This window comes from Candidatus Nitrosotenuis aquarius (assembly GCF_002787055.1).
GTDB classification, from domain to species: domain Archaea; phylum Thermoproteota; class Nitrososphaeria; order Nitrososphaerales; family Nitrosopumilaceae; genus Nitrosotenuis; species Nitrosotenuis aquarius.
The window spans coordinates 589,902-615,582 of record NZ_CP024808.1; the positions used below are offsets into that span (position 1 = coordinate 589,902).

29 protein-coding genes are annotated in these 25,681 nt (G+C 45.0%); 10 read left to right on the plus strand and 19 right to left on the minus strand.

The window, feature by feature from the left end; translation table 11 throughout:
• Positions 1 to 20: 20 nt before the first annotated feature.
• From NAQ_RS03555 to NAQ_RS03590, 8 genes are all read right to left on the minus strand, one after another.
• Entirely contained in the window at positions 21 to 1,364 is a 1,344-nt protein-coding gene (locus NAQ_RS03555) for a M20/M25/M40 family metallo-hydrolase (RefSeq protein ID WP_100182280.1), read from the minus strand.
• On the minus strand, positions 1,361 to 2,224 hold the full coding sequence (locus NAQ_RS03560; RefSeq protein ID WP_100182281.1) for an NAD(P)H-hydrate dehydratase: 864 nt from the start codon (positions 2,222 to 2,224) through the stop codon (positions 1,361 to 1,363). Before NAQ_RS03560 ends, NAQ_RS03555 begins: the two co-directional genes overlap by 4 nt.
• Before the next feature lie 34 nt (positions 2,225 to 2,258).
• Positions 2,259 to 2,732, minus strand: coding sequence for a hypothetical protein (locus tag NAQ_RS03565; RefSeq protein ID WP_162858628.1), 474 nt, complete (start codon positions 2,730 to 2,732; stop codon positions 2,259 to 2,261).
• A gap of 102 nt (positions 2,733 to 2,834) precedes the next feature.
• Positions 2,835 to 3,668: a tRNA (adenine-N1)-methyltransferase gene (locus NAQ_RS03570; RefSeq protein ID WP_100182283.1), complete on the minus strand. Its 834-nt coding sequence runs from the start codon at positions 3,666 to 3,668 to the stop codon at positions 2,835 to 2,837.
• Between the two features lie 31 nt (positions 3,669 to 3,699).
• Positions 3,700 to 4,197, minus strand: a complete 498-nt coding sequence (locus NAQ_RS03575; RefSeq protein WP_100182284.1) for a response regulator — start codon at positions 4,195 to 4,197, stop codon at positions 3,700 to 3,702.
• Between the two features lie 32 nt (positions 4,198 to 4,229).
• Positions 4,230 to 4,610, minus strand: coding sequence for a response regulator (locus tag NAQ_RS03580; protein WP_100183426.1), 381 nt, complete (start codon positions 4,608 to 4,610; stop codon positions 4,230 to 4,232).
• Between the two features lie 196 nt (positions 4,611 to 4,806).
• A complete protein-coding gene (locus NAQ_RS03585) occupies positions 4,807 to 6,684 on the minus strand; it encodes an arginine--tRNA ligase (RefSeq protein WP_100182285.1) in 1,878 nt (625 codons plus the stop codon).
• A 3-nt stretch (positions 6,685 to 6,687) separates the two neighbouring features.
• Complete coding sequence (locus NAQ_RS03590; RefSeq protein WP_100182286.1) at positions 6,688 to 7,383, minus strand: phosphoglycolate phosphatase; 696 nt, start codon at positions 7,381 to 7,383, stop codon at positions 6,688 to 6,690.
• 80 nt (positions 7,384 to 7,463) lie between these two features.
• On the opposite strand from NAQ_RS03590, the gene NAQ_RS03595 reads away from it, so the two are divergent.
• Positions 7,464 to 8,567 (plus strand): OBG GTPase family GTP-binding protein, encoded by a 1,104-nt coding sequence (locus NAQ_RS03595; RefSeq protein WP_100182287.1) that lies wholly within the window; start codon positions 7,464 to 7,466, stop codon positions 8,565 to 8,567.
• Positions 8,568 to 9,034: 467 nt separating this feature from the next.
• Here NAQ_RS03595 and NAQ_RS03605 read toward each other — a convergent pair whose 3' ends face one another.
• Both NAQ_RS03605 and NAQ_RS03610 read right to left on the minus strand, forming a co-directional pair.
• Positions 9,035 to 9,319, minus strand: a complete 285-nt coding sequence (locus NAQ_RS03605) for a hypothetical protein (protein ID WP_100182289.1) — start codon at positions 9,317 to 9,319, stop codon at positions 9,035 to 9,037.
• A 1-nt stretch (position 9,320) separates the two neighbouring features.
• Positions 9,321 to 10,901 (minus strand): collagen-like domain-containing protein, encoded by a 1,581-nt coding sequence (locus NAQ_RS03610; protein ID WP_100182290.1) that lies wholly within the window; start codon positions 10,899 to 10,901, stop codon positions 9,321 to 9,323.
• A 110-nt stretch (positions 10,902 to 11,011) separates the two neighbouring features.
• Here NAQ_RS03610 and NAQ_RS03615 point away from each other — a divergent pair, with 110 nt between their 5' ends.
• On the plus strand, positions 11,012 to 12,118 hold the full coding sequence (locus NAQ_RS03615; protein WP_100182291.1) for a tetratricopeptide repeat protein: 1,107 nt from the start codon (positions 11,012 to 11,014) through the stop codon (positions 12,116 to 12,118).
• On the opposite strand, the gene NAQ_RS03620 is transcribed toward NAQ_RS03615, so the two are convergent.
• On the minus strand, positions 12,119 to 12,907 hold the full coding sequence (locus NAQ_RS03620) for a sulfurtransferase (RefSeq protein WP_245871711.1): 789 nt from the start codon (positions 12,905 to 12,907) through the stop codon (positions 12,119 to 12,121).
• A complete protein-coding gene (locus NAQ_RS03625; protein WP_100182293.1) occupies positions 12,904 to 14,712 on the minus strand; it encodes a nitrite/sulfite reductase in 1,809 nt (602 codons plus the stop codon). Before NAQ_RS03625 ends, NAQ_RS03620 begins: the two co-directional genes overlap by 4 nt.
• A gap of 161 nt (positions 14,713 to 14,873) precedes the next feature.
• Here NAQ_RS03625 and NAQ_RS03630 point away from each other — a divergent pair, with 161 nt between their 5' ends.
• The 5 genes from NAQ_RS03630 to NAQ_RS03650 are packed head-to-tail and all read left to right on the plus strand — an operon-like array spanning position 14,874 to position 19,367.
• Positions 14,874 to 15,686, plus strand: coding sequence for a sulfide-dependent adenosine diphosphate thiazole synthase (locus tag NAQ_RS03630; RefSeq protein ID WP_100182294.1), 813 nt, complete (start codon positions 14,874 to 14,876; stop codon positions 15,684 to 15,686).
• Positions 15,687 to 15,689: 3 nt separating this feature from the next.
• Complete coding sequence (locus NAQ_RS03635; RefSeq protein WP_177585554.1) at positions 15,690 to 16,469, plus strand: DUF6775 family putative metallopeptidase; 780 nt, start codon at positions 15,690 to 15,692, stop codon at positions 16,467 to 16,469.
• Positions 16,470 to 16,489: 20 nt separating this feature from the next.
• Complete coding sequence (trxB, locus tag NAQ_RS03640) at positions 16,490 to 17,479, plus strand: thioredoxin-disulfide reductase (protein ID WP_100182295.1); 990 nt, start codon at positions 16,490 to 16,492, stop codon at positions 17,477 to 17,479.
• A gap of 55 nt (positions 17,480 to 17,534) precedes the next feature.
• A complete protein-coding gene (locus NAQ_RS03645) occupies positions 17,535 to 18,926 on the plus strand; it encodes a sensor histidine kinase (protein WP_162858629.1) in 1,392 nt (463 codons plus the stop codon).
• Between the two features lie 57 nt (positions 18,927 to 18,983).
• Complete coding sequence (locus tag NAQ_RS03650; protein ID WP_162858630.1) at positions 18,984 to 19,367, plus strand: response regulator; 384 nt, start codon at positions 18,984 to 18,986, stop codon at positions 19,365 to 19,367.
• Here the strand turns inward: NAQ_RS03650 and NAQ_RS03655 are convergent.
• Entirely contained in the window at positions 19,364 to 20,362 is a 999-nt protein-coding gene (locus tag NAQ_RS03655) for a PLP-dependent cysteine synthase family protein (RefSeq protein WP_177585585.1), read from the minus strand. The two genes, NAQ_RS03650 and NAQ_RS03655, sit on opposite strands and share 4 nt — an antisense overlap.
• Positions 20,363 to 20,365: 3 nt before the next feature.
• Complete coding sequence (locus NAQ_RS10280; RefSeq protein WP_420887499.1) at positions 20,366 to 20,581, minus strand: sulfurtransferase TusA family protein; 216 nt, start codon at positions 20,579 to 20,581, stop codon at positions 20,366 to 20,368.
• A 158-nt stretch (positions 20,582 to 20,739) separates the two neighbouring features.
• On the opposite strand from NAQ_RS10280, the gene NAQ_RS03660 reads away from it, so the two are divergent.
• Positions 20,740 to 20,988: a hypothetical protein gene (locus NAQ_RS03660; RefSeq protein WP_100183428.1), complete on the plus strand. Its 249-nt coding sequence runs from the start codon at positions 20,740 to 20,742 to the stop codon at positions 20,986 to 20,988.
• Between the two features lie 30 nt (positions 20,989 to 21,018).
• On the opposite strand, the gene NAQ_RS03665 is transcribed toward NAQ_RS03660, so the two are convergent.
• The 3 genes from NAQ_RS03665 to cofE are packed head-to-tail and all read right to left on the minus strand — an operon-like array spanning position 21,019 to position 23,095.
• Complete coding sequence (locus tag NAQ_RS03665; protein WP_100182298.1) at positions 21,019 to 21,366, minus strand: hypothetical protein; 348 nt, start codon at positions 21,364 to 21,366, stop codon at positions 21,019 to 21,021.
• A gap of 36 nt (positions 21,367 to 21,402) precedes the next feature.
• The gene (locus tag NAQ_RS03670) at positions 21,403 to 22,320 is read right to left on the minus strand and encodes a PHP-associated domain-containing protein (RefSeq protein WP_100182299.1); all 918 of its coding nucleotides are present in this window, start codon (positions 22,318 to 22,320) and stop codon (positions 21,403 to 21,405) included.
• Positions 22,321 to 22,363: 43 nt separating this feature from the next.
• Positions 22,364 to 23,095: a coenzyme F420-0:L-glutamate ligase gene (gene cofE / locus NAQ_RS03675; protein WP_320410632.1), complete on the minus strand. Its 732-nt coding sequence runs from the start codon at positions 23,093 to 23,095 to the stop codon at positions 22,364 to 22,366.
• A gap of 117 nt (positions 23,096 to 23,212) precedes the next feature.
• Between cofE and NAQ_RS10060 the strand changes: the two genes are divergently transcribed.
• Positions 23,213 to 23,383, plus strand: a complete 171-nt coding sequence (locus NAQ_RS10060; RefSeq protein WP_162858631.1) for a hypothetical protein — start codon at positions 23,213 to 23,215, stop codon at positions 23,381 to 23,383.
• Positions 23,384 to 23,393: 10 nt separating this feature from the next.
• Here the strand turns inward: NAQ_RS10060 and serB are convergent, their stop codons facing one another.
• The gene (gene serB / locus NAQ_RS03680) at positions 23,394 to 24,041 is read right to left on the minus strand and encodes a phosphoserine phosphatase SerB (protein WP_100182300.1); all 648 of its coding nucleotides are present in this window, start codon (positions 24,039 to 24,041) and stop codon (positions 23,394 to 23,396) included.
• Positions 24,042 to 24,143: 102 nt separating this feature from the next.
• Here serB and NAQ_RS03685 point away from each other — a divergent pair, with 102 nt between their 5' ends.
• On the plus strand, positions 24,144 to 24,434 hold the full coding sequence (locus NAQ_RS03685; RefSeq protein WP_100183430.1) for a hypothetical protein: 291 nt from the start codon (positions 24,144 to 24,146) through the stop codon (positions 24,432 to 24,434).
• Between the two features lie 14 nt (positions 24,435 to 24,448).
• Here the strand turns inward: NAQ_RS03685 and NAQ_RS03690 are convergent, their stop codons facing one another.
• Positions 24,449 to 25,666 (minus strand): PEFG-CTERM sorting domain-containing protein, encoded by a 1,218-nt coding sequence (locus NAQ_RS03690; RefSeq protein ID WP_100182301.1) that lies wholly within the window; start codon positions 25,664 to 25,666, stop codon positions 24,449 to 24,451.
• Positions 25,667 to 25,681 lie beyond the last annotated feature (15 nt).

Consider the following 25,681-nt stretch of genomic DNA (forward strand, 5'->3'; position numbering starts at 1 on the left):
CTTTTCTGGGTGGTACAGGCTCAGAACCTATCCAGAATATGGCACATGCATTTTGTTGTCTTTTTGAGCAGATCGATTCTTGCAAATTCGTTTGGCGAATGAATCCTTGCAAACATGTATGTCGATCCAATGGAAATGCACGGGGCTTTGAGAACACTGGCAAAGGAGTGCATCGGGCCAGTTCCCGCATTGGAGACATTAACAATATAGCTGCCAAAGGATTCCTTTGCCGCTTGCTTTACTATGCCAACAAACGGGCTGGATGGGTCCGTCCTTGATGCTGCCTCGCCGTGAAATATTTTGACTGAAATATCAGAGAATCCATGTTTTTTGAGATGTGTCTTTAGTCGCGCTATTTGTTTTTTGGGATCCATCTTTGGTACCAGTCGAAAATCGATTTTCACAGTAGCAGAAGATGGCAACACAGTCTTTGCTCCTTGTAATGTATATCCGGAAATCATGCCGGCAATGTTACACGTTGGGTCCCCTGCCAGCGCCTTTTTGACATCAAGTCCTTTCATGTTATTTACAAATTGCAATATACCATATTCCCACTTGAATCCAGACTCGTCAAACGGCTCGCCGGATAACAGTTTCAAGTCTTCTTTGTTAAACGGTGTTACTTCGCGGTACCAGTCTTTTATGAGAATTTTTCCAGAGGAATCGCGCAGTGTTTTTAGCGCATCAATTAGTCGCCACGCTGGATTTTTGATAATTACCGCAAGACTGGAATGGGCATCGCGAATGGATTCTTTGGCAGTAAGCTCCACATATAGAAGTCCTTTCATGCCAAGGCCGATTATCGGTCGGGATTTTGCGTCAACATAGCCAAACTCCCAGATTACGCCATCGCATGCAAATTTTTTTCGGTATTTTTTGAGATACTGCTCCACGTTTGCGCTGCCTATTTCTTCTTCTCCCTCGATTACGAATTTTACCGTACACGGCACATCGCCGGTTTCTTGCAAGAACGCCTCTACTGCCTTTATTCTGGTGATCAGCTCGCCCTTGTCATCCGCAGAACCCCGACCAAAAATCTTGTTTCCCTTTACCTTACCGCTAAACGGTGGATCATCCCACAGCTCAAACGGTTCTGCAGGCTGGACGTCATAATGGTTGTAAAATAGAATGGTCTTGTTTGGGTTTTTCTTTGATTTTATTTCGCCATAGACTAGAGGTGCCACACCCTTTAGCCTCAGAATTTCTGATTTTATTCCGGATTTTTTGAGCATTTTTGCGACTAGTTTTGCACATTGCTCAATTCCCTCGTTTTTTGCAGAAACGCTTGGCTGTCGTATCAGGGTTTGCAAATCAGATACCAAACCTGACATGTTCCTATCCACATGTGCAAGAACTTTTTTCATCGGATCACTTTGTCAAATGGCTTCATCGCACTTGAGATGTTATCAATCAGATCAGTTGCAACTATGTGGAATCCGTGCTTTTTCTGTGCCAGCTTGCCAGCAGTACCATTGACAAATGAAGCTGCGGCTGCCGATTCTAGAGAATTTCGATTCTTCGATAATATGGCAGCAACCAAACCAGATAGGACATCTCCCGTCCCACCTACAGTCATTGACGGTAGGTTCTTTGGGTTAAGATAGGTCTGCTTGCCATCTGATATGACATCAATTGCTCCTTTGAGAAGTATTGTAACCGAATGTTCGCGGGCGTGTTTTTCCACCAGTGTTACCCTTTCCTTGATTTTATTTGGAGGCAAAACCCCAAAGAGCCTTTGGAATTCACCCGCATGAGGAGTCAGTACAATATTTTGCGGCAAAACAGGCAAAATGGAGCTGATCAGTGCACTTGCATCAAGGGATAATCTAACATCTTGCGCGGATAATTCCCGGACCAGTGCTTTGAGGCCTTCTTCGTCTGCTACTGCAAGGCCCATACCTATTGTTGCAGAGTCCAATCCAGACTGGGCTTGGCCTAGCAGCTTGTTTGCAGAGCCGCGGGTAAGCTTGGCGTCAACCATCGGAATTACTATCAAGTTTGGAGAGATTGCCCTAGTTGCAGAGGCGTTAATCTTTGGAACTGCAGTGTAAACAAGGTCTGTTCCTGCTCGCAGTGCTGCAAGCGATGCCAGAATTGGCGCGCCATGGTACATGTAGCTGCCACCAATCACTAGGACCTTGCCGTTTTGCCCTTTGCGAGAGTCAACCTTTCGCCCCGGGATGAATTTCTTTACTAGAATGGGTGTGAGTCTTTGGGCCACCAATCTTCTAGAGGCGGTTTGGATAAATTTTCTTCGATTATTGCGGTTTTTCGTTTTTTATGAGTTCGCGGATGGTGTCTAGCACTTCTTTTGACTTTTGCTCTACTTGTTGTGCAAGCCAGTCACGCTCTAGTCGTAGCTGCTCTTCTGAGCTTTGCAGCTTTAACAGGGTTTCCTGGAGTTTTTTGTTTAGCTCATCCGATCTTGCCTTTTCTTCTGTGATTGTTCTGTTTGCGTTTTCAAGTTGTACTACTTTGGTGTTAAGCTCCGCGTTTAGTCTTTGCAAGACTGATTCCTTCCACTTGTCTTCCTGCTCTATTTTCTCAAATTCCCGGATTTTGTCATTGAGTAAACATGACAGATCTTCTAGCATTCGCTCTCGGTGGATTGACTTTAGCTTGCGCATGTCATCTGCAAAGCCAAGTTTTGCAATGTCTTGCTTTGTGATGTGGTTTTCTGAGTGAATCAGACCAAAATTCTCAACGCTTTTTTTGGCCTCATCAAGTTGCATTTTTTTCTCGGATTTTTTATGCGCAGATAGCAATCGGATCAGTTTGTCTAAACCTAAAAAAGACTATTAGATTGTGTTTGTTTCATACAAACGAACAGCGCACTAGGCTGACTCTGGGGCTTCTTCTGCCTGCTCTTTTGCTTCCTTTTTGGCCTTTCTGTCGTAGAACGCCTTTCTTGCAAAGGCAATGTATGTGGTGTGTCCTATGCCATAAAATGAGTGTCTGGTTTTTCCTTCCCTTGCCTCGATTGTTCGCAATATATGCTCAGAGCACTCTATGTCGGTAAACTCGTTTTCAATTAGGGATGCAGTGAGCTTTTCCAGCTGGTTCATCGTAGGACAAATTGCAACAAATGCTCCAGAGCCCTTGAGCATTTTTCGCACCTGTGGCACTACGGTCCACGGATCACCCAAGTCCACCACCGCCATATCCATATCAGATAACGGCATTTTCTTGGCAGTCTTGAGGTCCTGCTCGTGCATTGTTACATATTTTATCATGCCTGCTCTAGTGATGTTCTTTTTTGCAATCTCCATAAAGTCAGGTGCCACATCAAATGTGTAGACGTGCCCCCTTGGCTTGACGATGCTTGCCAGAAATGTAGTCAGCGCACCGCTTCCGGTGCCAATCTCCAGTATTTTCTGCCCTGATTGCACACCAGAGCGTGCTGCGATATAGCCCAGGTCCTTTGGGTAAACAATTTGCGTGCCGTGTTGACTCCTCATCACAAAGTCGTGAACCGTCGGCTCTATCAGATACACGTACTTGTCCTTGTTTGTTCTCAGTCTGCTGCCAAACTCTTTTCCTATTGCATCCTTGTGTTTTATTACACCGACATGAGTATGCAATGACTGCTTTCTGTCTATTTTTTGCAGCCATTTCTTAGAATCATTATAGAAAAACAAAACGTATGCGTTGTTTTTTATCTTCATAATTTGGCACTTGACGGTTCGAATAATAAGCTATCTAGAAGGTCTTTGCCTTTTGGATCTTGCGCAACGCTTCCAAATAGTCACGGATTTGCGCATGTGTCGGATTCAGATCCATTAAATTCTGCACATTTACGTTAAGCTTGGCAAGCTCCTCGTAGATGTTCTTGTCCTCTATAGTGTCTACCAGCGCTTGCAGTGAAAACGGTTTTTGCAATAATTCTACTATTTGCTTGAGGTTTTTGATAGAATCGACCAGTGTTTCCTGCACATATGCAGACGCAAATATTATTCTCTGTGACGGGTTTAGCCCGAGGATTTCTTTTGCTGTTTGCAGGCCGTTTAGCTTTGGCATGGAATAGTCCAGCACCACCGCATCAAATGGATTATCAGAATTTTCTGCCAGTTTTTTTGAATATTCTAAAACGCATAATTCACCATCAAGTGTTGTTGTGACCTGATGGCCCTTGTCCTCTAAAATGGTGCGGTATTGCGACAGTAGGTCCGGCTCGTCATCTGCAATTAATATTTTCATGAAATACTATCAAAATCCGACAAATATAGCATTTATTGTGTTACTGTTACTGCCTGCTTGTGCACATTATTTATGGTGTCAATTACACTGTCGATTTCATACGGCTTGTAGATTACGGCAGAGGCGTTAAGCGATTTTAGCTTCTTTTCTGTGTCAGATGTCAGGTCCGCTGTCACCATGATCACCTTGGCATCATGATTGATTTGCTTGATGTTTGCCAGGCCGTAAAATCCGTCGTATTCAGGCATCATCACGTCAAGCAATGCAATGTCCGGCTTGAATCTCTCGTACAATTCCACCGCGGTTTTTCCATTATAGCCACGCCCGACCACAGTGATGTCCTTGATTTCCAAATACTCACAGAACACTTCGACTGTGTCTACGTCATCATCAACTACTATTACTTTTACCATTTTTACCACCATTGTCCCAGCATTTTTGATGGTACCATTTAGTATCATACAGCACTGCGCCCTCTGTTATCTCTACTAAATTTCCACAATCGGCACATCTGCTTTCTAAATTGGTACCATACGCTTGGGCCATACTATATCGGGTTTTGCTGGAAAATGATATTATTTCCTAGTTTGTTCAAAACAAACACCACAATTACATTCGTTCAGGCGTGTCTATTCCAATTAGATTCAGGGCTCTTTGTAGGCATCTCTGAAATGCATACACGAGGCAGACTCTCGCATTAAGCAGGTCCGGCTCTGCGTCCAATACCCGCACATGCTCATAAAATCCATTAAACGACACCGCAAGCGAGTAGCAATATTTTGCAATCACCTTGGGCGACAGGTTATTTGCGGCATCCTGCACTGCCAAGTCCAGCTTGCCAATTGCCTTTACAAGTGCAGACTCGTATTGGTCCTGGAGCAGCTCAAATTTTGCGTCAAAGTTTGGCTTTGTGTTTGATTTTTCTATGATTCGACTAGCCCTTGCATACGCATACTGGATGTACGGCGCAGTATCTCCTTCTAGGCTTAGCGATTTTGTAGTGTCAAAGGTTATGATCTTGTCTAGATCCTGCTTTATCATCTCGTATCGTAGGGTGGCAACTGCCACATTTTTTGCAATTTTATGCAGAGTGTTATCAGACAGATCAGGGTTGCGTTTTTTGGTCTCTTCTAGCGTTTTTTGTTCCAGCATATCTAAAATCTTGTCTGCATTGACATAGAGACCTTTCCTGCCAGACATTTGTGCACTTTTTCCCCCAGTATCTAGCCCTAGTGAATTTGCGGTATCTGATGATAACGTTACCGATTCGTACGACAAATGCACGTATTCCTTTTTGTTTTGGCCAAACTTTGCCATCAATGTAGTGATTATGTTTTGGAGTCTGGCTTGCCTAGAATCAATTACGGTAATGACTTTGTCTGAGGAATAGTTGTGTTTTGGAAGATCATTTGGAACCAATGTGGTTTGGTACAGGGTTTTTCCGTTTGGCTGATCACAATATGTTGCATAATAGAATGGATCTTCGACTAGACCTAGCTTCCATGCCGCATATGGAATATCTTTTGCAATGTATGTGGCAGTACCATTGCTTCTAACCAAGACCTTGTCCTCTTCGCCTTCAGCAAGTATTACCCAGCATCCCTTGTTTTTTCCTTCGGACTCGAATTTTACTAGATTCATCTGTTTTAGTTTTTCAAATATTTGCGGCCAAAGACGAGAGCGAACTATTTCAGACTCGAAGTTCAGGCAGTCATAGGATACACCAAGCCTCCAGCATGTCTTTAGCTGCTCAGAGAGAACTCGGCGGGTTATCTTTGATGCAAAATTTGCAGTCTCGGAATTGCCGTACTCGATTTCCTTGAGGATTTGGTTTCTTTTTTCTTGTAATTCCGGGTTTGCTTGGTATTTTTCTGTGGTCTTTACATAGACTTCGTCTCCGCAGTAATGATCAAATTTCTGCCCTGCCGGAGGCTCCTGCGAAAACCCAAGGTGCCTAAAGCCAAGCAAAATGTCGGCTACCTGCAGGCCGGAATCATCCACATAGTTTAGCGTGTTGATTTGGTATCCAGCCTTTTGCAATATTCTGATTATCGAATCGCCAACTACAACATTTCTCACATGACCAATGTGCAGCGCCTTGTTTGGGTTGACACTTGTGTGCTCTACGGTAATTGTTGCGCCAGACCCAACATTTACAGAACTGTAATCATCCTTTTGGGATTGTACAATGACGATTTTGCCTAGCCTGCCAGTGTCTGCATAAAAATTCACATATCCAGACGGGTGCGCCTCTGCTTTTGAGACCAATCCTCCTAGAAACTGTTGATATTTGTCTGCTATTTCCTGCGCTATCTCGTTTGGCCTTTTCTTTAGCGCCTTTGCAGCCAAAAACGCAACATTGCAGCTTACATCCCCAAATCCTTCCTTTGCAGGCTCTAGTGAAAACGCAAGATCGGAAATCTTTTGCTGCTCCAGTATTATCAGTAGGTTTTTTCTAATTTCGTCTAGTAAAACTCGAAAGCTCAAAAATTACAACTCCGAAAGGCTGGGCGCAAGCTTGTCTAATGCCTCAATTACTCCGTCTCCGGCATGCGAAGACACCACCATCTTTGCGCAAGATTTCACATCGTCAAACGCATTACCCACTGCAATGCTGTATCCCGCCATCCTAAATAATGGAACGTCTGTTTCGCTGTCGCCAATTGCGATTACGTCCTCTGATCGAATGTCCATCTTTTTCATTACCTCTTTGAATCCCACAGTCTTGTCTATACCTGCCGAGTTTATGTGGATTGCATATTGGCTGTCTGCAAGCACCACATCCATGTATGCATCTTGTGTTATTTTTTGCGCGTCTGCAATGTCAAATGTTCTTTCTAGTACGACTTCGGTCATTCTAGGAAAGACCGGTTTTTCTCGCACGTTGTCAATTTTTGTGCGAATTAAGGACAGTGCCTCAACACATTTTTCCTTGTTTCCAATCAGATGGTGCTGGTTTGTCCCATATGTGACGCATCCGCCGTTTTCCCCAACACCTACTGTGTCCAGCCCCCCAAAGACCCCAAGCAAATATGCCTCAACTGATGATCTGCCAGAAACCAAAATCACGTTGTGCCCCATTTTCTTTATGTGGCGCAAAGAGTTTAGTGCACCCAAATGAATTCTTCCTCCGCCGTTTTCTGTTATTGTACCATCAATGTCCACTGCAAAGGTCTTGCGCCTCATGTGGGATTTTGTGCTACGACCCAGATAATAATCAATCAAAAGATTTTATTGACAAACCAAGACGTCTTAATTGAAATCAATTGGGAATCCCAGAAAAAATAAAGGCAATCCAAGACCAGATACACCAGACTCAGCTAAACAAGGCAACAGAGCACCATATTGGTTTGCTAAAAGCAAAGATTGCCAAGCTGAAACGAGAGCAAGAAACAGTTCAAACAAAAAAGACTGGAATCAGCTCTGATGGATTCGATGTAAAGCGCACAGGCGATGCAACAGTTGTGTTTATCGGATTGCCAAGTGTTGGAAAATCCACATTACTCAACAAATTAACCGGCTCGCGCTCTGCAGTCGGCGCTTACCAATTCACCACGCTAACCGTAGTGCCCGGCATGATGGAATACAGAGGAGCTAGGATCCAAGTGCTGGACTTGCCTGGAATCATCGAGGGCGCATCCAGAGGAAAGGGACTTGGAAAAAGAATTCTTGCGGTTGCACGCAGTGCAGATTTGGTCATTTTGATACTAGATGTCTTTCAGCCATATCACGAGGATGTTTTGCGAACCGAGCTTGGCAACATCGGCATACGACTGGATCAAAAGCCGCCGAACATAGTAATAGAAAAGGCGTCGACTGGTGGCGTGGCAATAGCACAACAGGTAAAGCTGACATCCATGTCCGAAAAACTTGTGCGTGAAATACTAAACGTGTATGGCTATACCAGCGCTCGAGTAGTAATACGCGAAGATATTACCTCAGAGCAGCTAGTCGACTATTTAACAGGCGACAAAAGCTACGCAGAGTCCATCACAGTGCTAAACAAGGTGGACCTAGTGGACCCCAAATTCGTCAAAGAGGTAACTGCCAAGGTAAAATCCAAGGTAATTCCGATTTCCGCAGACTCTGGCCTGAACATTGAATTGCTCAAAGAAAAAATCTACGAAAAACTAGACTTTATCCGGCTATACATGAGGCCAAAGGGCGGAGAGACAGACTTCAAAGAACCACTAATCATCAGGAGAAACTCCACGGTGGAAGATGTATGCAATAAATTACATCGCAGCATGAAAAAAGAATTTCGTTACGGACTGGTTTGGGGCAAAAGCGTCAAGTTTGGAGGACAACGAATCGGCCTGCAACATGTTTTGCAAGACGAAGACGTTTTGACAATAATTAAGACGCGTTGAGTGCAAAAATGGATCAAGAAACAGAGAATCGCTGGTGTAATTACTGCATGATCAAGACAAAACAACAAATCATTTTCATTGCAAAGAACGCGACATACAAGCGTAGAAGACAATACAAGTGCACAATTTGCAATCATACAAATTGGTTGCAAGGAAAAAGGCCGTCAGCTGAAAGTGTTTACTGAGATTTTTGCGATCAGAGATTTTTTTGCAACAAAAAAATCGTGTACATTATGTAATCAGTTGGTGTAATTTTGTTTAGTATTACTATAGAAAAACAAGCGAACATCACTTTTTGTAATGGCTACTAAACGTAAAGCAGCTAAGCGAAAGGCAGCTCCAAAGAAGAAGGCAGCTCCAAAACGCAAAGCAGCAAAGCGAAAAGCTCCAAAGAAGAAGGCAGCAAAGAAACGACGATAAGTCGTAAAGCGTCAATCAGCAGATTGACGCAAAATATTCTTTTTCTATCAACTAAACATTTGACTTGGTGGTGGCGGCGCTTGTTTGTCTTTGAGATTCTTTTCTACTGAAAATTTCCTGTCATTTGGAATGATTGAAATTTTGACAGACGTATTGATTGCATAGTGAGGAGTTCCGTCTGGGTTTTTGTGATTCAGTGCAATCCCGACTCGATCAAGATCGACTTTGACCTTGACTAGGGCACCGTCTTCTAGCTTGAATGCAACAAAATCCCCGCCGACTCGCTCATAGTCAAGCATTTTAAAATCGATTTTGTTTTTTGATTCGCTCATGCTAGTACAGATAGCTCATCAGTTTTATCTGCTCTTCAGTAGAAATGATGTTTTTGGCGGTTAGAACCTCGAGTAGTTCCTTGAATAATGCTTTTTGTTCATCCGACATTCCGGTTGCTCCCGGTGGGCCTGGTGGTCCGGGTGGGCCTCTTGGACCCTTGTCACCTGGCGGTCCCTGTGGACCCATAGGGCCCTTATCACCTGAAGGACCTTTTTGTCCTGCTTGACCTCGCTCGCCTTGAGGACCCTGAATTCCTTGCGGACCTTGTGGGCCTCGCTCGCCTGCCAATCCCTGTGGGCCTGGTTCGCCTTGAGGGCCTTGCGGACCGGTCTGACCTTTATCGCCTGGTGGGCCTGTTGGTCCTGTAAGTCCTTTTTCTCCTGCAGGACCTTGCGGACCTCGTGGGCCTCGCTCGCCTTGAGGGCCTGGAACTCCAGTTAATCCTTTTTCGCCCGCAGGACCTTGTGGGCCTTGTGGGCCTTTATCGCCAACTTCACCCTGAATGCCTTTTGGACCCTTGTCTCCGGGGGGGCCTGGTGGACCCAGTGGTCCCTTGTCACCCGCAGGACCTTGCGGACCTCGTGGGCCTCGCTCACCGATTGGGCCTTGAATTCCCTTGTCTCCGGGGGGGCCTGCAGGACCTGTTGGGCCTTTTTCCCCCTGTGGGCCTGGTGGACCCATGACACCCTTGTCACCTGGCGGTCCCTGAATTCCTGTTGGGCCTTTATCGCCTTGCGGACCGATTGGGCCTGTTACCCCTTTGTCTCCAGATGGACCCAGTGGGCCTTTTTCCCCCTTGTCTCCCGGTGGGCCTGGTGGGCCTTTGTCTCCCTTGTCTCCTTTATCGCCAGTTAATCCCTTGTCTCCTTTGTCTCCCTTGTCTCCCGGTGGGCCTTTGTCTCCCTTGTCTCCTTTATCGCCAGTTAATCCCTTGTCTCCTTTTTCACCCTTGTCGCCGGACGGACCAGTCGGGCCTCTATCGCCTTTGTCTCCCTGAGGGCCAATTGGACCTTTTTCGCCTTGTTGTCCTGCTGGACCCATTGGTCCCATCGGACCTTTGTCACCTTGAACTCCGATTGGGCCTGGTGGACCTATTGGTCCGCGCTCGCCTTGTGGTCCCATAGGACCTGTTGGACCCTTGTCACCTTGCAATCCAGGTGCGCCACGCAGTCCGCGCTCACCCCTAGGTACTCGCTCCTCTGTAGTTTCTACTTCACGTTTGCGTCTTGGTGCAGGCGGCATTTCGGGTGTTTCCATCGGTGCAAAACTTTCCGGTGCTGAAACTCTAACTTCAAAGATAGAATGTAATGATGAGAATTGATCGCTTACAATGATCCAAATTGTTGGCAACCCAAAGACAGAATCCGGGATGGGGTTTGTGTCAGAGCCAAGTGTTTGTGTGAATTTTGCGTCCTTGACATGTAGATGGTAATGCTCTTGCCACAATGATGCAAAACGCTTTGAGACAATCTCTTCTGTGGATGGCGCTGAATCGCAGATAGAAATTTGGACCTCGTAGACGCCTGACTGCTTAAATGGTGCTGTGCCAGAAACCTCGAGCCTCTTAGCCTCAGTAGACATCAAACAGGTTGTAATCTGCAAGTATATTTGGATTTTCCATGTATGAGTTGATTTCCTTGCTTGTGTATGATCAGCTTGGTATTTATTCGAATTAACTCCAAAAATGACAAATGAAAAAGAGTTTGGAGGAAAAAGAAGACAAAAACCTTCCAAAGCCAGTAGATGAAACTCAGACAAGCCTAGTCAAGGCAGACTATCAGCAGACAAAGCTTCTCAAAAAAGGCATCCATCTAATGGCAGATGAGCGCCTCGAAGACGCAGTAAAGGTCTTTGATCAGATTATTCGAATCGACCCCAATAACACAGAGGCACTGCTCAAGATGGGCTATTCCAAATTCCACCTAGACGATTATGCAGGTGCCCTCCAAGCATACGACAAAGTTTTGGATATCGACGTTGCAAATTCAGAGGCCTGGAACCTCAAGTCACTTGTTCACTATCAGCAAAAACAGTACCCAAAGGCGCTGGACTGCGTGGAAAAATCAATCGAGTCCGACCCAACATTTGGGATGGCTTGGTATAACAAGGCATGTTATTTATCATTGCTAAACGAGGTTCCCGATTCTATCGAGTCACTGAAAAGATCAATTGAAATCGACGTCAAAAACGCAAAGCGCGCAGTACGAGACAAGGACTTTGCAAATATCAAAATCGAGGAAAGTTTCAGAAGAATCGTAGAGCTCGTAGTCTTTGAATCAATACGACAGGGTTATCACACAATTGGAGCAATAGTGTGGACCACATTTATCAGCAAGGCCGAAGTCGAAGACTCGCTCAGAAAGCTAATGGAAAAGGGACTAGTCGTCAAAAACGAAAAGAGGCAAGGCCTAAACAAGATTGACACTTATGATATAGAGCCAGAGATGGCAGCAAAAATTGGCGTAGAAAAGAAAAGCCTCATCGGCACAACAAAGAAACTTCCAGGGACAATCAAGTCACTCAAAGATGTCAGCGAGTCAATCCAGTCAACTAAGCTTGCAATCGAGGAAGAAAATATTGAAAAGATTATCAAAAATTTCAGCTTATTCATTGATGCAGAAAAACTTGGCACTACAATGATTGAGCAATTCCTAGAAGAACATCGAGAAATCAGACTCTACAAGGTAAGACTTGAAGACAAGGGACTAGACTATCTCAAAGAAAACAAGGAAAAGATTCTAGGACTGTTTGATAGTGTAGAGGCAGTAATCACAAAAAAGCTGCGCGGCCAAGTATAGCTATTCTGCAGACAAGTCCCAATAGTTTGCATTTTCCTGCTTTACTATTGGCTTGTTGAGGCCCTTCCATTCCTTGAAAGAGCGCACGTACAATTTTACATTTGGATAGTCAGCTGACTTGAGCGCATAGTACGCAAGGCCAGACAGTGTCCCAACGCTTCCACAATACGTGATGATTTCTGCGTTTTCTGGAATGTTTCTGTTTTTGAGCAGTCTCTTTAGGTCGTCTTTTGGTTTTAGGATTTTGTCTTCGGATGCCAGAGTTCGATACGGAATGTTGACTGCGCCCGGTATGTGTTGCTCCAGATAGTTGAGTCGCTCACGATTATCAATTACTATGACGTTTTTGCTCTCTTTTGCTTTTTCCAAATAGTCAGCAGTTGCCATGATTTCCGGCTGGAGTTTTACAGAGTGAGTCTTTTGTGATGGTGCGGTTTCCGCAGTATCGGTTTCAAGGCCCAATCCCTTCCACTGCGAATACGTCATGTCCAATAGCGACACATCAGAATGACCCAGATATTGCAGAGTCCACGCTACACGGGATGCCAGTGCACCAAACGTGTCATCATATACTACAACAGGGGTTTGATCGTCTATTCCCAGTCGCTGCGCTATTGCGAGCACCTTTTCTGGCGAGTCGTCTGCCAGCAGTTCTGCCAATGGTAAATTGACAGATTTTGGAATGTGATCTTTTTTGTAGTCTTCTGCGCGCCTCACATCAATTACTCGAACGCTGTTATCGCGCAGCTGTCCGCGCAAGTGATCAGCATCAATTGTAGGCCTGCTCAAGCTGCGCATTCTCCCTTGCCGGTTCGTGCGTGGTAGCCAGAATCGCTTCCATAGTCGGCATAGAAATCCTTGTCTTGTTCAATCGATGGCGCCTGTGTGAACGGCAAGAGAATTTTTTTAATGTCATCTATTGTTTTGACCTGCGAGTCCGCATGTCCAGTTACAACTTTGTGGATCCAAGACTTGAAGTCCTCTCCCTGCTTTTTGTTTGCCTTGAATGTCTCAACTAGCTTTAGTATGGACGGGATGACTCGCTTTGCTGGAATTCGCAGTATGTTTGCGCCAAGCATTGTCTCACCGTCGGATCTTCCGCCAAGCGACATTTGGTACACTGGGTACATGTCTTTGCCCACCCTGCCCCCACCTCCATAGAAGCCAATTGTTGCTATTTCGTGCTGACCGCAAGAGTTGGGGCATCCGCTTATTTTGATAGAGGCCTCACGCAGATCATCGTCTTCGTCCAGCTTTAGCTCAATGAACTTTCTTTGGATTTCTTTTGCCATCCTGTGCGAGTTTGTCAGTGCCAAGTTACACGATGTCGTGCCAGAACATCCAATTGGGTGCACCATCGTAAGCGAGCCCGGGTTTGCAAGGCCTACTTCCAGTAGTTTGGCATACAATCGTGGCAAGTCAGATTCTGCTACATACCGCAGGTAAATGTCCTGCACAAAGCCCGTTCTTGCGTATCCCTCTGCTGAGAATTCTTTGGATATTTCCGCTATAGCTCGAAGCTGGCTTGCGGTGATGTCTCCTGCCTCCAGTGTTATAGACACCGAATAATATCCAGGTTGTTTTTGCGCAAACGTGTTGCCCTTGCGCCACCTAGAAAATCCATCAGGGATTGATTTTCCATCAAATCCGGAAATTCTCACGTGCGAGTCCAGTTTTTGCGGAGTCTGATCAACTGACAACTTTACAATCACAGACTGCGCCATTCTTACTAGGGCTCGCTCTTTGAGGACTAGGTTCTGGAACTGCTCCCAGCCCATCGAGTCAACCAAATATCGCATTCTGTTGCGCTCCATGTGTTTTCTGTCTCCAAGTCTGTCAAAAATCCTAATTGTTGCAATCGAAGTGTAAAGTAGATCTTCTTCCGGAGTCCAGTCCTCTAGCTGGTGTCCAACAAAGGACTTGTTTCCTAGGCCTCCACCCAAGAACACCTTGAATCCCCGTCGCTGCTGTCCGTTTATGGTTTTGATCTGCGGAATCAGGCCAACGTCAACCATTCTTGCCATTCCGTGTTTTTCACAGCAGGTGAAATTGAACTTGAACTTTCTTGGCAGCGACTGGTTTAGCGGATTTCGAAGGAAAAACTTGGCAGTAGCTACTGCGTATGAAGTCACATCAAATTCCTCTTCTGCACAAACTCCCGCAAGAGGACTGCACATTACGTTTCGCACTGCGTTTCCACATGCTTCCCTTGATGTTAGTCCCACTTCGGCAAGACTGCGAATTATTTCAGAGACGTCTTCCAGTATAACCCAGTGTAATTGCACGTTTTGTCTTGTAGAGACATGTGCAGAGCCAATCGAATATTGCTCAGATAATGTCGCTAATTTTTCTAGTTGGTGCGGATAGACTTCGCCTGCTGGAAGCTTTACTCGCACCATTGCATAATCATCAGTCATTCTAGTACCATATGCGCCGTTTTGCAGTCGGAATCTTCTGAAGAGGTCAGGCTCGAGTTTGCCCTGTCGGAACTGCTTTACCATGTTTGCGAAATGGTCGGCTTCCTCTACTCGCGCCCAGTTTACCCTGGCCTTTCTGCCTTCTTTGGACTGTTTTGTTATGGTACTCAAATTCAACTAACTTCCCTTAAATTTGGATATAAATTTTTGATAAAAATTGGAATTTGCCGACATAGTAAATTTGCAGACAAATTTTTCCTCCTTGCATTAGTGCCGCCTAAGCGACTTGTGCGTAAATGACAATAAACTATTAATGTCATATAATTTGGGCTAATTTCGTGCAAAGCGCTCAGACAAAGACAAAAATTTTTGCAGACGTAAACGAGGCAAAAATCACTGCGGCAATTGCGGATGAATTCTTTGCAGTCTTCAAGGAGCGAATCACATCGGATGTTATCATTATTGGTGCAGGACCGGCAGGACTAACGGCCGGACGAGAGCTATCATTGATGGGTTACAAGGTTTTGATTATAGAGCAGAACAACTATCTTGGAGGAGGCTACTGGCTTGGTGGCTATATGATGAACCCAGTCACAGTCCGAGCGCCGGCACAGAAAATCTGGGACGAGCTTGGAATTCCATACAAGCAAGCAACCGATGGACTATACATCACTGCAGGACCCCATGCAGTATCAAAGCTAATTGCTGCTACCTGCGATGCAGGTGTAAAATTTTTGAATCTGACTAAATTCGACGATCTTATTTTAAAATACGGCCGAGTGTCCGGCCTTGTGGTAAACTGGATGCCAGTGTCTGCACTGCCAAGAAACATCACGTGTGTAGACCCAGTTGCCCTAGAGTCAAAAATGGTAATTGACGCATCAGGCCACGATTCCGTTGCAGTAAAACGACTAGTGGATAGAAAGCTAGTAGACTGGAAGGGAATGAATCCAATGTGGGTAGAAGACGGTGAGGATAAGGTGGTAGAATCCACCGGCGAAGTCTATCCAGGGCTAGTCATTGCAGGCATGTCAGTAACGGAGACACATGGCTTGCCAAGAATGGGCCCAACCTTTGGTTCCATGCTATTTTCAGGCAAGCGTGCAGCAGAAATAACTGCTCAAAAGTTAAAAGAACTAAACCGAACCTAAATCGTGCGGTTCTCCAAAATTTACATCTACGATGAGCTATCCATACCAGAATTAAAGCTAGATTCGCTAGTGGAATTTTTACAAAAAACATTCCACGTACCAGTAGAAAAAAGAAAGAACATCTTTGCAGGCTGTGGACAAAATACAGCACACGACATAGCTGCTACTAGAATCTTCAACTATAGGCAGAAATTTCAAAGGCACGAACCGACACCAGAAGAAATACAATTTGAGATGGAGTCATTTGCAGACTCGGCCAAAACAGAAAACATTATTCTCTATGATGGATTTGAGTTTCACAAAATTGTATCAGGATTAATTCCAGACAGGGAAGCAACTTTGGATAATTTTCATTTGATATTTACAAACAAGCTTACCTGCACGTTTGATGATTCTGATTTTAGATATCACGGCAGAGCATTGATTGGTGCAAATCCCGCAATAATATCCACAACAGGAATAATCGAGGCGCCTGCAAAGTCGCGCGAATATTACATGGACATGATGGCAAACTACGGGATGGGCCTAAACATTGATTCCATCAAGGAAAAATACATGGGCCAGTACCTAGAGTACCATGACCCAAGGCTGGACAAAATAATCCAAGGCTATGCACTGCAAGCGGTATTCTATTATATCACAGGAGATCCGTTTTGCGAATTTTTGGACTGCAGGCTAAACAATGCGCACTGGCAGCGCGATCTTTTGTATTCGCAGCTAGAGTTCGGCAAGCTTTGCCCAAAACACCAAAAAGCAGTCGATGATTGGTTGACTTTAAATTAATCAAATAATTAGGCACAGTCATGATGGCTGCAGACGGTGGCTCCACCGTAATGATGGAAAAAGAGTTCCCCAAGACAGAAAAAAAGAAAACAAAATACGACGTCATCATCATAGGCGCAGGCCCTGCAGGATATACCGCGGGAATTTACTGCTCTCGCGCAAGACATGACACTTTGATATTATCTGGAATATTGCCTGGAGGACAGCTGGTCAACACTACCGAGGTTGAGAACTATCCAGGATTTGAAAACGGGATCATGGGCCCAGACTTGATGATTACCATGAGAAAGCAGACAGAGCGAATGGGTACCACCATAATAGACGATGAGGTAATCGATGTTGATTTCAGACACAAGCCATTCAAGATTCTAACAGCATCCGAAGAATACGAATGCAGGGCAGTAATCATTGCAACTGGTGCAACCCCTAGAAAGCTCGGCCTTGCAGGCGAGCAGACATTTGGAGGGCGAGGAGTGTCATATTGCGCAACATGTGATGGGCCGTTCTTTAGAAATCAGGAGATAATTGTAGTGGGTGGCGGAGACTCTGCAATAGAGGAGGCCACGTTCTTGACAAAGTTTGGAAGCAAGGTCCACATCATCCACAGAAAGGACACGTTACGTGCAAGCAAGGTAATGCAAGAGCGCGCATTTTCCAATCCAAAAATCCAGATGCACTGGAACAGTGTTGTCTCTGAGATTCAGGGCGACCAAAAGGTGCAAAGCATTGTTTTGTCCGATACCAAGTCTGGCCAAAAGACAACCATTCAGGCAGGTGCAGTCTTTGTGGCAATAGGCCATGAGCCAAACACAAAGATCTTCGCCAACAGCGTAGAGCTGGACGAGCAAGGATACATCAAGCTCAGGGACAACACAAAGACAAGCGTTCCGGGAGTTTTTGCTGCAGGCGACGTCCATGATCATAGATACAGGCAGGCAATCACGGCAGCAGGCTTTGGTTGCATGGCGGCAATAGATGTTGACAGGTATCTGACTGAAACCAAGTCCTAGTTCGTTCGATTCAGACAAACAACCACAAAAACCAATCTTGTCTTATTTGCAAGCTGTGTTTGAGAAGACAAGTCTGAAGATCAGCGGCACTGTTGGAATCATCATATTACTACTGGGTGTTACCATCTTGTTTGGCACATACCAAATGTCAAAGGTAAGCTCTGAGATCATCATGATATCAGAAGCATACAAGCCACTGCAGGAAAGCCTGAGCAAAATACAGCTCCACCATCAAAAGCAGGCATCAAGTTTTGATAGAATCATTGCAAACCAGCAAGACAGCGCAAAGGAGGAGTTTTGGGCAAGCACAGTACTAATAAAATCCGACATTGATCACGCAAAAAAGATAACAGAGACTGGATTTTCTGTTGCGCCAGACCCAACCCAGGCAAACTTTAGGCTAGTGCACCAAATGTTTTCGGAAATAGAGCAGGCGCATCTGGAATACGAAGAGATGGCAAAGACAGCCATGACATCGCCCAGTCCAGTTTTGCTGGATCAGCTAAATTCCAAACACAAGCAGATCCAAAACAAAATAGATTCAATATCATCTGAGATTGGAAAATTTGACGACCAGGCCATAACTGCAATAGAGGAACATGAGAGGGGATGGCTGATTGTTCAAATTGCAATTATAGTTACAGTTGGAGGAATTGCTCTTGCACTGCGGTACTTTTTCTCGCAGGTAAACTCGGACCTCAAGCGAGAAATTGACTACAAGACCCGCGAGCTGTCCGAGGCAAACAAAAAACTCAAAGACCTAGACAAGATGAAAGATGAGTTCATCAGCATTGCATCACATGAGCTAAAAAGTCCGATTCAGCCAATCTTTGGCTTTGCAGAACTTGCACAGTCTGGCGACATTGACCAAAAGGAGGCATGGGACGGAGTAACCACGCTTGCAAAAAAACTTCAGGACTTGGCAAACGATGTTCTGGATGTAACCAGAATAGAGAGCAACCGACTGACAATATACCCAGAAGACATCTCACTTAACAATACAATCAAGGAGGCAGTAACAATGGCAAAGACAGGCCTATCAAAAGACCTCAAAATACTAGAAGAAACAGGCCAAGACGTCACAATACGTGCAGATAGAACAAGGCTAGACCAAGTATTGCGAAACCTAATCAACAATTCAATAAAGTTCACAGAAAACGGGCACATCAAAGTAAAGACCGAGATAGGACAAGGCGAGGTGAAAATATCGGTGTCCGATACCGGAAACGGCATCCCGCAAGAGATCCTGCCCAGAATATTTGGCAAGTTTGCCACAAAGGGACACGGATCCGACAATCAGGCAGGAAACGGCCTGGGCTTGTTTTTGTGCAAGGGAATCATAGAGGCCCATGGTGGAAAAATCACAGCAAAAAACAACAAGGACTGCGGTGCAACGTTCGAGTTTACAATACCCACAATACCCAAGGCCATCACAATAACAAACTAGGTTTGCGCTAATCGAACAGACATCGACTAAAGTATGCACCAGCCCGAGTTTTATCAAATGAGCCTAAACATACTAGTAGCAGAGGACAATGCGTTTACCGCAAGCCAGTACACCAAGATACTGGAAAAAAACGGCCACCGAGTACAGATAGCAAAGGACGGAGTAGAATGCATAGAAACATACGAAAAGGCACTATCCGAATTTGACTCACTTGATCAGAATCCATTTGATGTAGTATTATTGGACAACAACATGCCCAGAAAAAGCGGAGTCGAGGTGGCAAAGGAAATACTTGACAAGAGGCCAAACCAGAGAATCATCTTTGCTTCTGCATATGACATCAACTCGCTAATCAAGGCTCCAGGAGACATGCCAAAGTCAGTAGAGGTCCTAGAAAAGCCGTTTTCGCTCAACACAATGATTAGTAAACTGCAGAGCTAGTCCAGGTATACTATCTTGGATAGGTGTACTGCCTGCTTTAGGTTTGCGTCAAATTCTTCTTCGGTAAAGACCTTTTGCTGCGAATATAGAGACTTGAACTTTCTGCCATCGTCTGCAAATATTCCAACCACTATTCCCTCTTCTATTGGATATTTTTTCATTGCAGCATAAACAGTGGCAGATGACGGCGATACTAGCAACTTTTCTTTTGCAAAGATCTCCTTTACTGCCGCAAACGCAGTCTCGTTGTTAATTGTAATCCAGTCGTCAACTGACTTTTCCCTTCGCAAAAACAAGTCAGGCTTGGCAGACTCTTCAAAGTTTCTCAAGCCCTGAATCAGGTGGTTTTGCTGTGGCTGCACTCCAATTGTCTTTAGCTTTGGGTTTTGCTCTTTGAGGTATGTGGAGATGCCGGTAACCGTTCCTCCCGTTCCAACGCCGGTGAAAAAATGTGTTACCTTGCCGTCTGTTTGTTTCCAGATTTCAGGTCCCGTTCCGCGATAGTGTCCCAGAAAATTTGCCTCGTTTGCATACTGGTTTGGAGAATAATACTTGTCGGGTCGCGATGACGCAATGGATGTGGCAAGTGCGATGCTTTGATCAGTTCCCGCACCAACCTTTGGGCAGAGATCATCGCTTGTCTCATAGATCTTTGCGCCAAGCTTTGCGATTATTTTCTTTGTTTCCTCTGATGCCTTTTCTGGGATTACGATTTCCACCTCATATCCAAGCAGGCTTGCAATGCCTGTTAGCGCTATTCCGGTGTTGCCCGACGTCGGCTCGATTATTATTGTGTGGTTTTTCTTTAGCTTGCCCTTTTCCTCTGCGTCTTTAATCATCCAGTATGCCGCACGGTCCTTGACTGAGCCAAAGGGGTTGTGGCTTTCTAGTTTGGCAAAATACTGGACTTTATTATTTGATAATGATTCTAATTTTACTAGGGGAGTGTTGCCAACTCTGTTTAAAATGTCTGCATCAAGTGCGACTTTGGCCAGAAATTATTTCACCTTTTTAATTTGAAATTCCAGCGCATTGTCTTTTTTCTGCAAAGACAAAAGCTCGTGTCCGTTTCGCTTGACCCATCTTGAGACGTCTTCTTCTGCATTTGGGTCGTCAGCTAGAACCGTCAGCGTTTCCCCTACTTGCATTCGCTCTACTTCGATTTTTGTTCTAAACACAGGCTCTGGGCAGAACAGTCCTCTGGCGTCTAGCATTTTGGTCGTAGTACTCAATATTGTAAAAAGAGAAATTTGCATATTAAAATCTATTTAGAATTTTCCGAGTGTTTAGTGCCAGCTAATCGCATTTTGCAAAATAATGGGGCATATTCTCCTATAATCTTATTAGCTTGAATCGCCTTACTTTACTGACTATGGGAATCATACGAATTGGCGGCAGAGGAACATCAAGAAGAGTAGAAGACAAAAAAGAAGACAACTGGACGGGTCCTGCGTTTAAGCAATACAGCGAACAACAAAAACAGGCAGCCAAAGACCAATACATCTCTATGGGCAGAGGCACTGCAAAAATAAAGTTCGGCGATGTTGCAAGTACGACAACTGCATCCTCAAAGGGAATGTGGGTAGGTACTGGTCGCGGCACAGGCAGAAGAAAACTCTAGGCAGCCATAACAAAAAGGAAGAGATGGACTCTAACGAAAAGTCCTTACTCGATTTACCACTTTTTTGTGGTCAAATGCAGAAGTCGTCGTGATGAACAGTAGGTGGTTTGGACCAGCAGGCATCGTAATTCTCTTTACGCTACCATATTCGGCCAAGACATACTTGCATGCGCCAAGCTTCTTTTCCAGCTTTTTTCGCACCTTCCATGCGCGCGCGGCGTTTTGCAGTGACATTTTGCTTTCCTGTTTTGATAAAAGCAACTTGACACGACTAGAACGAGCCGAAAAGAGGACCTTGCCATTCATGTCACAGATAGTCACAACTCGAACTGACGGGCTAAGCTTTAGTAGCTTCTCAGCTGCTTGTTGAACTTCCATGGAAGAAACAGCCCAGTCTGACTGATAAAGATTTACTCAGATTGCCATTTTCAGCATCGTCGCAAGATTTCGATCATGGAGTTTTGATGCATCATATCCTTGGATGTTTATTTTATTTGATACTCGCTTCATCAGATACACCGCCAGCTTGTACACAAGCGACCACATGTAGCTGTTCTGGTTTAGGTCATACATTTTGAGCAACAGCGACATCATCCATTGCGAGTTTGGATAGTGTTCTCGGATGTATTCTGCCAGATAGTCCTTGGAGTTGTTGATTTTGTACTTGATGTGCTCCAGAGTTTCCTGCTCTTTTGCATATCCAGTCTGGTGGATTGCAATCTTGTTGTGCCGCATCGAGTATAGTGCGTCATCTAGTGTGTTTTCCGATTCTATTACATTGACGCACCTGCCAAGTGTGGATAAAACATGCGAGTCGCTTCCCGCAACGCCAATTTTGTTGTGCTCTAGTGAAAACTGGGCAGCCCTTGCATTTGATATTATATCCACATTATTGCTGTTAAAGACCTCTATCATGTCGCATTTTGACGCATCATTACGCAGTGCATCAAGCAGGCTAAACGGGTGTGGCGCGCACGAAATCCCGTCCTGTTTTCTTATTTGGTCTACGATTTCTTCCAAGGGTAGTCCTGCCTTGATTTCCTTGTGGATTCCATATGCAATTACGTGCGCTCCTGTGTTTGTGGTGATTTCCTCTGCCTGGAAAATCTGGATGTGCCGGTACTTGGAATGGTCGTTTTTGTACTGGAGTAATTGCGAATAGCCATCTAGTGTGTTGTGGTTTGTTACAAACAGTGCGTCAAGGCCCAGTGCATGGGCTCGCTCTAGTTGTTGTGGTATTGTGATGTTGCAGTCAAACGGCGCGTCGTCTTCGCCCACATGAAAATTTGAAAATGAATTGTGGCAGTGCAGTTCTGCCTTGATGTACCCCAAACCAACTAAATTTTTAGTGTAATGATTATAATCTTTTGTAGAATTATCGGAACAGGTCTGTATTTTTGGATCGAATCAGCGTTTGGATTGTATCGTCCGATGAGTCATACTCAAAATTCCTAATTACAGCGAACGGACAGTTTTTTGTCTTTTTCATTACCAGCTCGGCCGCACCGCATAGCTCATCTATTTGCGCTATCTTGGTTACCCGCATGGTCCTGCCGTACGTGTCTGCCTTTCCCTCATAGTCATCAAGCGGTTTTATCCCTGCCACACCGATTGCCACATTTGTCTGGCCTTCCCGAAACGGCCTGCCAAAGGTATCGGAAATTATGACTGCTATTTTTTTGCCCGACTTTGCAGATATTTTTTGGGCAAATTCTGATGCAGACCTGTCAGGGTTTTCTGGAAGCATTGATGCAAACCCAGGAGGCAGATTGCTCTCGTCTACTCCTGAATTTGCGCAGACAAATCCGTGCCTTGTCTCTGTTATTATAATTCCAGATTCCAGGCGCACTATTCTTTTTGCCTCTGATAATATCACCTCCACTAGTTTTGGGTCCTTGTTGTATTCAGCACCTAGGCCCACAGACAAAATAGAGGGGATTACCTGAGCAAGCTCGACTACCCTACCTTCCTGCTTTGATACTATTTTTTGCGCCATAACTATAATGTCGCCGTCCTCCATATCCTTGAAGTTGGATGCAAAAATCTTTGCCAGGTCGTCTCCTTTTTTGATATCAGATTTTACTGGTACTGGAATTATTTGCAGCACAAGACCCGGTACTGTATTTGTAATTTAACTTGATTTGTTTGCGCAAACCCCAGTGCGTTTGTTTTGAACGGATAATTTTGCAAGATCTTTAGATGATCCGGCATCATACTATACCCCATGATGCCAGCAAATCTAAACGAAGAATCCCTAAGGGCAGTCCGTGAGCAAATCTATGGACATGCAAAGACAGATGCAGCAATCTGCATCCAGCTTGAAAAGCTAGACAGGTACCTATCTGAGCACAGGGGATTCAAGCCAGACACATTTGACACATTTGACTATGCATAGAACTTGGAGTTTACGCTATTTGCAGCTCCAAGTCCAAGTTGTACTTTGCATTAATAATTGGAATTAGGTTTGTTAGATTTTTCTCTTCTATAATTTTGTCTGCCTTGTCCTTGACTATGTCCTGTGCGCGAAACGCCACGCCAAGGCCGCAGATATCAAACAGTGTCAGGTCATTTGCGCCATCAACTGTTACCACAATGTTTTCCTTGTTTTCCCTCCATTCGGCGATTTTAATTCTGGCTGACTTTGCCTTGTCTGATGTTACGTTGATTTTTACTCCGTCCAGTTTTCCGTCCTTGAATATCAGCTCATTAGAATAGACATAGTCGAGGCCCAGCTGCTCCTTTAGCCTGTCAGTCATAATTGTAAATCCGCCAGAGACTGCCATTATTTTCCAGCCTGCCGCCTTGAGTGCCCTGCACGTCTCTGCTGCGCCAGTCATTATTGGCAATTCGTCTGCCACTTCCTTGCATGTATCATAGCTGAGCCCCTTTAGTGCCTCGACTCGGGTTCTCAGGCCTTCCTCCCAGTTTATCAAACCCTGGATTCCTTTTCTGGTGATTGCCCAGATTTCATCCTGCTTGTTTATTTTTTCTGCGAGAATCGGCAGGTATTCAGCGTCAAAGAGAACTCCTTCTACGTCAAAAATGGCAAGCAATTTTTTCTAGTTTTTTGGCTCAAACCTATCAATATAAAAGTTGAAGTCTGTTTTATGATCGCAAACGTTACCGTTAAATCATGGCACTCAAAATTTGACTCAATGGACGAGCTTGAACACAAATTCGAAGTCGAAGTAAAGGAAGCAGAAAAATCCCAAAAGCTAGGCGACGAAATCAAGGCAGAGCTCAAGGCATCCGGAATGATGGACGACAAGGGCAAACTCAAGCTAAAAGGAGTCAGCCCAAAGATGCTCAAGCGAATGAAGCAAGAATATGTTAACTGCCCAGTTCTGAAATCAGACGTTGGATTTATCCAGTGCTTTGTGTGCCCCAATTTTCAGTCAAGAGTCATGGGCAAGGTTTTGTGCAAGGGCGCACCGCTAAAAAAATAAGTAAAAAAGAGAAATTATTGTCTGGTTCCCCAGCCAAGTTGTACTAGTCTGTCTGCAGTAGATGTTTTGACACATGCAGGAGAGCCTGTCGATGACTTTATGATTAATACCATGTCACCATTGCATTGGACCTCTTCTGGTGCAACACCAGATTCGACCTGCTTTAGTGGTGCCATCACATCATGGTCTTCTTCATGTTCTTCTTCATGTCCTTCCTCAGATTCTTCCATTGGGAGTAGTGCTTCGGCCTCTTCTAGCTTGACTAGAATTGCATCAACCTGTGAGTTTATCTCATCGGCAGGTGCGCCAGCCTTTATCATGTCGCGGAGTTCCTCTCGCATCATGATTTCGATTTCCTCCATGAGTTCCTCGTTTTGTTGAGCAACTGGAGCCTCGAGGAATTCGTAATTATCCAAGTATGCCTTGGTTGCATGTGCGAGCGCGGCATCAGAGTCTCCATCCGCATAGGTCTCTTTGACCTCTGCTAGGTGGTGCTCGATTCCCTCAAAGTACGCATGCAGTCCGCCTTCTTCGGATTCATCTCCTAGGATTTCTCCTACTTCGTGCTCGATTCCCTCAACATAGATTTGCACATTTTCTATTGGTGCGATGTCCTTTATTGCGGAATCCAGGTCTGCAAAGAATTCCTCGATTTCCTCTGCTTCGTGTTCTGGAAGATCAGCCTTTATCTCGGAAAAGATTTGCTGTGCACGCCAGACAAATGCCGAGCCGTCCTGGTATTCCACCATCTCTGTGATGGTGCCATCCTCGACTGCCTCTGCATATTCTGCTCCGGCAGTCTCTACTAATGTTCGAACCAAGGCAAGCCTAAAGTTTGGATCCGAGCTTAGCTCGTCCCCAACAACTAGGGTTCTTGCCTCTTCAACCAGAGACTTCATCTCATCAATTGCTGCCTGTGCTTCTTCTCTTGGGGCATCTATTGTCTTGTCTGCAAGCTCTGACAGTGCCGTCTCAAAGGCAGCATCAAAGTCTGCATCATGTTCTTGCAGCTCCGGCTTCATGGACTCGTATAGCTCCGCAATTGGGTGCGTTGCATGGGTCCTTGCCAGCTCTGAATTGGACTCGTTCAGATTCAGCTCAAGTGCATGTAGGTGTCCGAGTGTTTCTTCTAGTGCAGATGCAAAAGATTCCTTTTCAGACTCTTCTGCATGTGCATAGGAGAAACCTACTGCAAAAAGTATTGCCGCTAGTGCTGCAATAGTTTTATTCATGTAAGGGCAAGCTAA